Genomic DNA, 7343 nt, shown 5'->3' on the forward strand with positions numbered 1-7343 from the left:
CATAACGACGGCTCTTATAGAACTCATAGCCGTATGCCGCCAGCCGATACGCTGCGTATTTATAAAATTCCAAGTCTCCGCCAGGCGCCGCTAAAACCTCATCGGCAATGCTGACAACCCGCTCCGGCTGCCCCTGACCGATATAAATCATGCTTTTAACAAGATAAGCATCCATATCCTGAAAATTGGTTTCCTGATTGATAGCAATCGCCTTATTGACGTAGGTCAGGGCTTGGCTGTAATCCTTGCTGTCAAGATAAGTGCGGGCAATATCCAGCGGATAAGTGGAGTTAAATGGCTCTAATTCATGGGCCTTCTCAAACATTTTTCGAGCCAAGCTCAGGTACCCTGAATGCTCGGATTTATTAAATAGATCCATATTGATCCAGCCGTAATTGTACCAGTAGACTGCCACATCACCGGCTCTCGCGGTGAGCCTGGTAAAGATTTTATTGGCATTTGGGTAATCTTCCTGATAGGAATAGCAGAGTCCCAGGGCATTCCAAGCCCAATCTAATCCGGGAGCTAAAGCCACTATTCTTTTATAGCATCGGACCGCTTCCTCCCAGTTCTTCTTTTCTTCATGCTCCCGCGCCTCTACTACCAGCTGCTCGATAGCTTCGCCGCTCTGCTCCATGGCATCGTAATTCGCCCGGGCTTTGGGATCCCGCAGGGTCTCGTATGCTTTTCTAATCTCCTTGAATTTCTCCGGGTGATCCTCGGGCGTGTACTTTCTTACAAGTCTAAAGAACGCAGCTTTAATCTCTTTTTCTGTCGCATCCTGTGTAAGCTCCAGCACTTGATACAGATCGTACGCCATACCCTCTAGCTCCTCCATTGTTAAGTTCATAATCTAAATTCAACAGATATTAAGTAAATACCTTGTTAAAAAAACCACTTGCTCCTGATCCATAGGTATCAAGAGCAAGTGGTTTGATTGATTTAGTGATTTTCCTACTTCCTACTCCAGCTCGATTATCCCCGCATTTAAGGCGTAGTAGCGTCCTTTCTGTTCCATTAAATCCTCGTGACTGCCCCGCTCGATAATCTCACCATTTTCGATTACCATAATCGCGTCTGCGTCCCGCACTGTGGACAGTCGGTGGGCAATCACAAAGGTGGTTCTGCCTTCCATCAGTTTATCCATACCTTCGCCGATCAGGCGCTCTGTCCGGGTATCCACCGATGAGGTGGCTTCATCCAGGATTAATACTGTGGGGTTGGCAACGGCTGCCCGAGCAATGGATAAAAGCTGCCGCTCTCCCTGGGAGAGATTTTCCGCATCTCCAGTCAGCAGCGTATCATAACCTTGAGGAAGGTTCTTAATAAAGTAATGGGCGTTGGCAAGCTTTGCCGCCTCCACTACTTCCTCATCCGTTGCGTCTAACCGGCCGTAGCGGATGTTATCGGCTACTGTGCCTTCAAAGAGGTGCACATCTTGAAGCACAATACTCATCGTACTGCGCAGGTCATGCTTGTTGATGCGGCGGATATCAATTCCATCAAAAAGAATCTTCCCTTTTTCTATTTCATAAAAGCGGTTGATTAAATTCGTAATCGTTGTTTTACCCGCTCCGGTTGAGCCGACAAAGGCAATCTTCTGTCCGGGTTTTGCCCAAAGATTGATGTTTTTCAGCACCTTTTGGCCCGGAACGTAGCCAAAGTCCACATCTTCAAACTTAATGTGGCCCCGCAGCGGCTGATAAACAATCCCATCCTCTGTAGGCACTGCCCAGCACAGTCCGCCCCGGCCGGAGCAGTCGGGAACCAGTCTGACTTCGCCTGCATCTTCCTCCGGCTCCTGGTCCAGAACAGTAAAGATCCGCTCTGCGCCCGCAATTGCCGCAAACAGCATATTCAGCTGGTTGGAAACTTGGGTAATCGGGCGGGAAATAGTGCGGGTAAACTGGAGAAACGCCGCGATATTTCCAACCGTAATAATGCCGAGGATCGCCAAATACGCTCCACCCATGGAAGCCAGCCCGTATAACACAAATGAAAGGCTTCCCATAATCGGCATCAGCATAACTCCATAGGTTGAGGCGTTAGTGCTGGACTGGCGCAGTGTTTCGTTTTTATCGCGGAAGGTGGAAATAGCCCGGTCTTCATAGTTGAAAACCTGAACTACCTTCTGACCGCTCATCATTTCCTCGATATAGCCGTTCATATCTGCCAGCCCCGCCTGCTGCGCCCGGAAGTACCGCGCTGAGCGGCTGCCCACATAGCGGGTGGCGGCCAGCATAACTCCCAGCATCAGCACCACAATCACTGTCAGCGCCGGACTGATTACCAGCATCATGATAAATGTACCGATAAACGTAACCGCTGAGATGAGAATCTGGGAAACATTCTGCTCCAGCGCCTGGTTGAGCATATCCACGTCATTGGTGAAGGTGGACATCAGCTCGCCATGGCTGTGGCTGTCAAAAAACGACATGGACAGCCGCTGGACATGGGCAAACATCTCGGTTCTAATCCGGTGGATGGTCTGCTGCGCCAACCGGGCCATGGATAAGTTGCCCAAATATTCCGCAGCGGATACTGCGATGATGATCACTGCCATGATGATTAGATTCTTAATAAACAGCGCTTGACTCTGCTCAACAACCAGCGAATCGATAATCGGACTGAGCATACTGTTAGCTGCAATCCGCCCCACAGAGCTGATGGTAATGGACAGCATTCCGATTACAAATAAGAGCTTATGGTACTTAAAGTAGCTGAACATCCTGACGACAGTCTTGCGCATGTTCTGCGGGCGCAGCTGCTTCGTTTTTCCATGTGGTTTCATCAGCTGGCCACCCCCTTCTGCTGCGACTCATAGATATCTCTGTAAATCGGTGAAATTTTGAGGAGCGTATCATGATCGCCCACGGACTCGATCTGGCCTTCATGCATCACAATAATCCGATCCGCGTACTGGATCGAGGAGATGCGCTGGCCAATGATAATTGTAGTAATGTCTTTTAACTCCTCGCGGAAGGTGCGCTGAATCTTAGCATCAGTAGCCATATCCACCGCTGAGGTTGAGTCATCGAGAATCATAATCTTCGGCTTCTTGACTAGTGCCCGGGCGATGGTCAATCTCTGTTTCTGACCCCCGGAGAAGTTAGCTCCGCCCTGCTCAACCCAGTGATCCAGGCCGTCTTCATACTTGGAGACAAACTCCCAAGCTTGAGCCTGCTTTAAAGCGGTAATAATCTCCAGATCAGTCGCGTCTTCGTTGCCCCACTTCATATTATCCCGGATCGTGCCAGTAAACAGGGTGTTTTTCTGGAGCACAAAGGCTACTTGATCCCGCAGGAATTTCAGATCGTAATCCCGCACATCAACTCCGCCCACCAACACCTTACCTTTAGTTACATCGTACAGGCGGGGAATCAGCTGCACGAGAGTTGTTTTGGAGGAGCCGGTAGAACCGATAATCCCGATAATCTCACCCGACTCAATCCTAAGATTAATATCCCGCAGCACTCTTTCACTGCCGCCCGGGTAAACGAAGCAGACATCTTTAAACTCCACTGAGCCGTCCTTGATTTTACGAACCGGATCAGCCGGATTCGCGATTTCCGACTCTGTTTCCCACACAGCCAGGATTCTTTCCTTCGAGGCTGCTCCCCTTAGCAGCTGCATGAAAAACATGGATACCATCATTAAGGCCATCATAATCTGCGTGATGTAAGTAATAAACGAAATCAGCTCACCCTGGCCCATGGTTCCCGATGTAACCTGCTTGCCCCCAAACCAGAGCACCGCGATAATCGTACCGTAAATAATTAGATTTAAAAGCGGCATCACAAAAATAACAATAGAAATTGCCTTCAAGGCAGTATCCCTGAGGCCGTCATTGCGCTCCTTAAACCTTTTTTCTTCATGCTCTTGGCGGTTAAAGGATTTGACGACACCGACACCAGCTAGGTTTTCTTTAATCACAGCGTTGAGCCGGTCAACCCGGGTCTGCATTTCCATAAACAGCGGTCTGGCCTTGGTAATTACAAAGGCCGCAATCGCAACCATAACCGGAATCGACACTGCAAAAACCAGAGTTAATGATGAGTTGATCCGGACTGCCATCAAGAGGGCGAAAATCATCATAAATGGAGCCCTGACACCCATTCGTAAACTCATCATCATAACCTGCCCGAGGGTGTTGCAGTCATTAGTTAACCTCGTAATCAATGAGGAAACAGTAAACTGATCGAGGTTAGCAAAAGAAAAACCCTGGATCTTTTCATACGTTGCCAGCCTGATCTCAGAGGCAAAGCCGTATCCTGCCCGCGCCCCAAAGTGGGCACTTAAGATGCCAAATACCATGCCCACCAGTGCTACCGCAATCATGGTGATTCCTACTTTAACAACATAGTTAATGTCTTGGGTGGCAATACCCACGTCCACAATCCTTGACATCAAGTAAGGCACCGATACATCGGTTAGTACCTCTAAGATCATCAGAACCGGACTTAAGAAAGCATATGCGCGATATTTTTTCAAATAAGGTAGTAACTTCTTCAAAGAACCGCCCCTATCTACTTTATTTTCAAGTCACTCTTTTCGATTTCATCTAAGTTAGCATTGATTTTCTGCAGTGATTGGTTAAACTGCTTCAGTTCAGTTTGGGTAAAGCCTTGAAAGAGGTCTTTATACCGGCTGAGAATATGCTGTTCATAATCAGCAATAACCGCTTTGGCCCGCTCCGTCACTACCAAGCGGTTATGCCTCAGATCCTGCTCCAGCGGTATCTGCTCAACCAGCCCCAGCTTAATCAGGCGCTTAATTGATCCGCTGATCGCGCCCTGAGTCAAGCGCATCCGCTCGGACAGCTCTTTCTGATTTACATTAGGATTATCCGCAATCAGCATTACGATATGCAGTAGGCGAAAAGATAAGCCGTATTCATCCACTTTAGCCCGCATTATTCTCGCTAATCTCTGGTAGGTCTGCCGCAAATGGAGAGCAGCGTCTGCTTCCCGCACTATTTCGCCCCCAATACTTTAGCACTAAACTATCGAATACTTTAATGCTAAACTATTTTCCGATCCGTGTCAACAGAGAAAACCCAGCCTTTGCTCGGCTGGGTAATCAGCTTCTCCCGTATCATTTGCCGCACTGCAGCATCTTACTCCCGGAACACACACCTTGACTTTTCTTCTTAATCAAATAGAATCGATGTAAAGAAGAAAGCAGGGAGGGATTCACTGATGATTACCGAGACCGATTTAAAGCATCTTAAGCGCTGTGTGGAGTTAGCCAGAACTGCATTGGAAAAAGGTGATGAACCTTTTGGATCGGTGCTTGTCTCCGGTGATGGAAAAGTTTTAAGAGAAGACCACAACCAAGTTGCCGGCGGGGACCACACTCAACATCCTGAGTTTAATCTCGCTCGATGGGCTGCCCAGAACATGACCCTAGAGGAACGGGCCAAAGCCACCGTTTACACATCTGGTGAGCACTGCCCCATGTGTGCGGCTGCCCATGGCTGGGTTGGCCTAGGCAGAATCGTCTACGCAAGTTCTTCCAAACAGCTGGTGCAGTGGTTGGGTGAATTGGGAATTCCTCCATCACGAGTAAAAAATCTGCCGATCCAGGATGTGATCCGGGACACGGTTGTAGACGGACCTGTTCCTGAGCTATCCGAGGAAGTGCGGAAGCTGCATCAAGAGTTTTATGCTAGAAAGAAGGGGAATGATAAGAGCTAGGCACAGGTCTGGCTCTTTTAACCATTTTTTTATGGATCCCGCTACTTATCTGTGTTATAATGGTGAATAATCTTAATTTAAGACTGGATCAATCCGAAAAATGGAGGGCTAACTATGTCAGATGCCATGAATCCTTTTCAAAATGCCCAAAAACAGATTAAGGCGGCCTGCGATCTTCTCGGTTTGGAACCGGAAGTTTATGAGATTCTAAAGCAGCCGATGCGGACAGTGGAAGCTGCGATCCCGGTAGCCATGGATGACGGGACTGTGAAAACCTTTATCGGCTACCGCGCTCAGCACAACAACGCTGTGGGGCCGTTCAAAGGCGGAATCCGTTTCCACCAGGGAGTAACTCTCGACGAAGTAAAGGCTTTATCCATGTGGATGACATTTAAATGCGGCGTTATGGGTGTGCCATACGGCGGCGGCAAAGGCGGCGTAACAGTCGATCCATTCACCCTCTCCGAAGGTGAGCTGGAAAGATTGGCAAGAGGCTACGTAAGAGCAGTAGCTCCAATCCTTGGAGAAAAAGTGGATATTCCTGCTCCTGATGTGGGAACCAACGGACAGGTTATGGTTTGGATGGTTGATGAATACCAGAAGATTACCGGCCAGTTTGCTCCAGGATCATTTACCGGAAAGCCGGTATCTTTCCACGGCTCTCTCGGTAGAACTGAAGCTACCGGATACGGAGTTGCCCTGATTGCTAAACTTGCGGCTGAAAAACTGGGGATAGACATCACCACTGCCAAAGTGGCCCTTCAGGGTTTTGGCAATGTGGGCTCTTACACCGCCAAGTACATAGCAGAAATGGGCGCTAAAGTCGTAGCCGTTGCCGATCACACCACCGGCCTCTACAACAGCAGCGGCTTTGATATTGATGCCTTAAGTGAGTACGTCCAAACCCACAAAGTGATTAAAGGTTTCCCCGGGGCTGAACAAGAGTTCCCGCGGGAAGACATTATCACTTGGGATGTGGACATTCTGCTTCCCTGCGCATTAGAAAACGTCATCACCCAAGCAAACGCCGCAGACATTAAGGCAAAAATAGTCTGCGAAGGTGCTAATGGACCGACCACCACCGAAGCAGATCAGATTTTGAAAGATAGGGGAGTTCTGGTTGTACCTGATATCCTGGCTAACGCCGGCGGCGTAACTGTTTCCTACTTTGAGTGGGTGCAGAACCTTACTGGCGATACCTGGACGCTGGAAGAAGTGCAGAATAAGCAGGAAACCATGATGACTAAAGCCTTTAACGAGATCTGGGAGCTTAAGGAAGAACACCAGGTTGATCTCCGCACCACAGCGTATATGATCTCAATTAAAAAAGTAGCCGACGCTATGAAATTAAGCGGATGGTATTAAATCAAGAGCTAGGCCGAAGCCTAGCTCCTAGTTTATCATCTAAAACTAATACCTATCTCTCTTATAAATCTAAATAAATCGATGTACCTAATACCAAATTGGCGACATACATTAGGTATCTTCACTTTTTTCTTGATATTTGGATCATATGATTCCTCAGTAACAACTACATAACCATTCGCTAAAGCATGGGCACATAACCACGAGTCAGGTGCATCGGCAAACACATACTTTGCTGATTCGTTATATCTTTCGCTATCTACAACCGCAGTAATAATTTGG

General features: G+C 48.2%; 7 protein-coding genes. 2 read left to right on the plus strand and 5 right to left on the minus strand.

All coding sequences use genetic code 11. The features are described 5' to 3' along the window. The 4 genes from GX019_05030 to GX019_05045 form a co-directional block, all read right to left on the minus strand. Nucleotides 1-820 (minus strand): DnaJ domain-containing protein (locus tag GX019_05030; protein ID HHT36523.1); only part of this gene is annotated, 820 nt, incomplete at its 3' end. A 141-nt stretch (nt 821-961) separates the two neighbouring features. Next, on the minus strand, nt 962-2791 hold the full coding sequence (locus GX019_05035) for an ABC transporter ATP-binding protein (GenBank protein HHT36524.1): 1830 nt from the start codon (nt 2789-2791) through the stop codon (nt 962-964). Then, nucleotides 2791-4449, minus strand: a complete 1659-nt coding sequence (locus GX019_05040) for an ABC transporter ATP-binding protein (GenBank protein ID HHT36525.1) — start codon at nt 4447-4449, stop codon at nt 2791-2793. Before GX019_05040 ends, GX019_05035 begins: the two co-directional genes overlap by 1 nt. Before the next feature lie 77 nt (nt 4450-4526). Beyond that, nucleotides 4527-4973 carry a MarR family transcriptional regulator gene (locus tag GX019_05045; GenBank protein ID HHT36526.1) on the minus strand — a complete coding sequence of 149 codons (447 nt, stop codon included), beginning with the start codon at nt 4971-4973 and terminating at the stop codon, nt 4527-4529. 225 nt (nt 4974-5198) lie between these two features. Between GX019_05045 and GX019_05050 the strand changes: the two genes are divergently transcribed. Both GX019_05050 and GX019_05055 read left to right on the plus strand, forming a co-directional pair. Then, nucleotides 5199-5696 (plus strand): nucleoside deaminase, encoded by a 498-nt coding sequence (locus tag GX019_05050; protein HHT36527.1) that lies wholly within the window; start codon nt 5199-5201, stop codon nt 5694-5696. Between the two features lie 114 nt (nt 5697-5810). Further along, the gene (locus GX019_05055) at nt 5811-7061 is read left to right on the plus strand and encodes a Glu/Leu/Phe/Val dehydrogenase (GenBank protein HHT36528.1); all 1251 of its coding nucleotides are present in this window, start codon (nt 5811-5813) and stop codon (nt 7059-7061) included. A gap of 35 nt (nt 7062-7096) precedes the next feature. Here the strand turns inward: GX019_05055 and GX019_05060 are convergent. Continuing rightward, nucleotides 7097-7343: DUF4411 family protein (locus GX019_05060; protein ID HHT36529.1), on the minus strand; the 247-nt coding region annotated here is incomplete at its 5' end.

The organism is Bacillota bacterium, from assembly GCA_012837335.1.
Classification (GTDB): domain Bacteria; phylum Bacillota; class Limnochordia; order Darwinibacteriales; family DTU012; genus DTU012.

Excerpts from the sequence above, each read along its gene's own strand:
- GX019_05050 (HHT36527.1), top strand. The coding sequence starts at position 5,199 with ATGATTACCGAGACCGATTTAAAGCATCTTAAGCGCTGTGTGGAGTTA.
- GX019_05055 (HHT36528.1), top strand. The coding sequence starts at position 5,811 with ATGTCAGATGCCATGAATCCTTTTCAAAATGCCCAAAAACAGATTAAG.
- GX019_05035 (HHT36524.1), bottom strand. The coding sequence starts at position 2,791 with ATGAAACCACATGGAAAAACGAAGCAGCTGCGCCCGCAGAACATGCGC.
- GX019_05040 (HHT36525.1), bottom strand. The coding sequence starts at position 4,449 with ATGATCTTAGAGGTACTAACCGATGTATCGGTGCCTTACTTGATGTCA.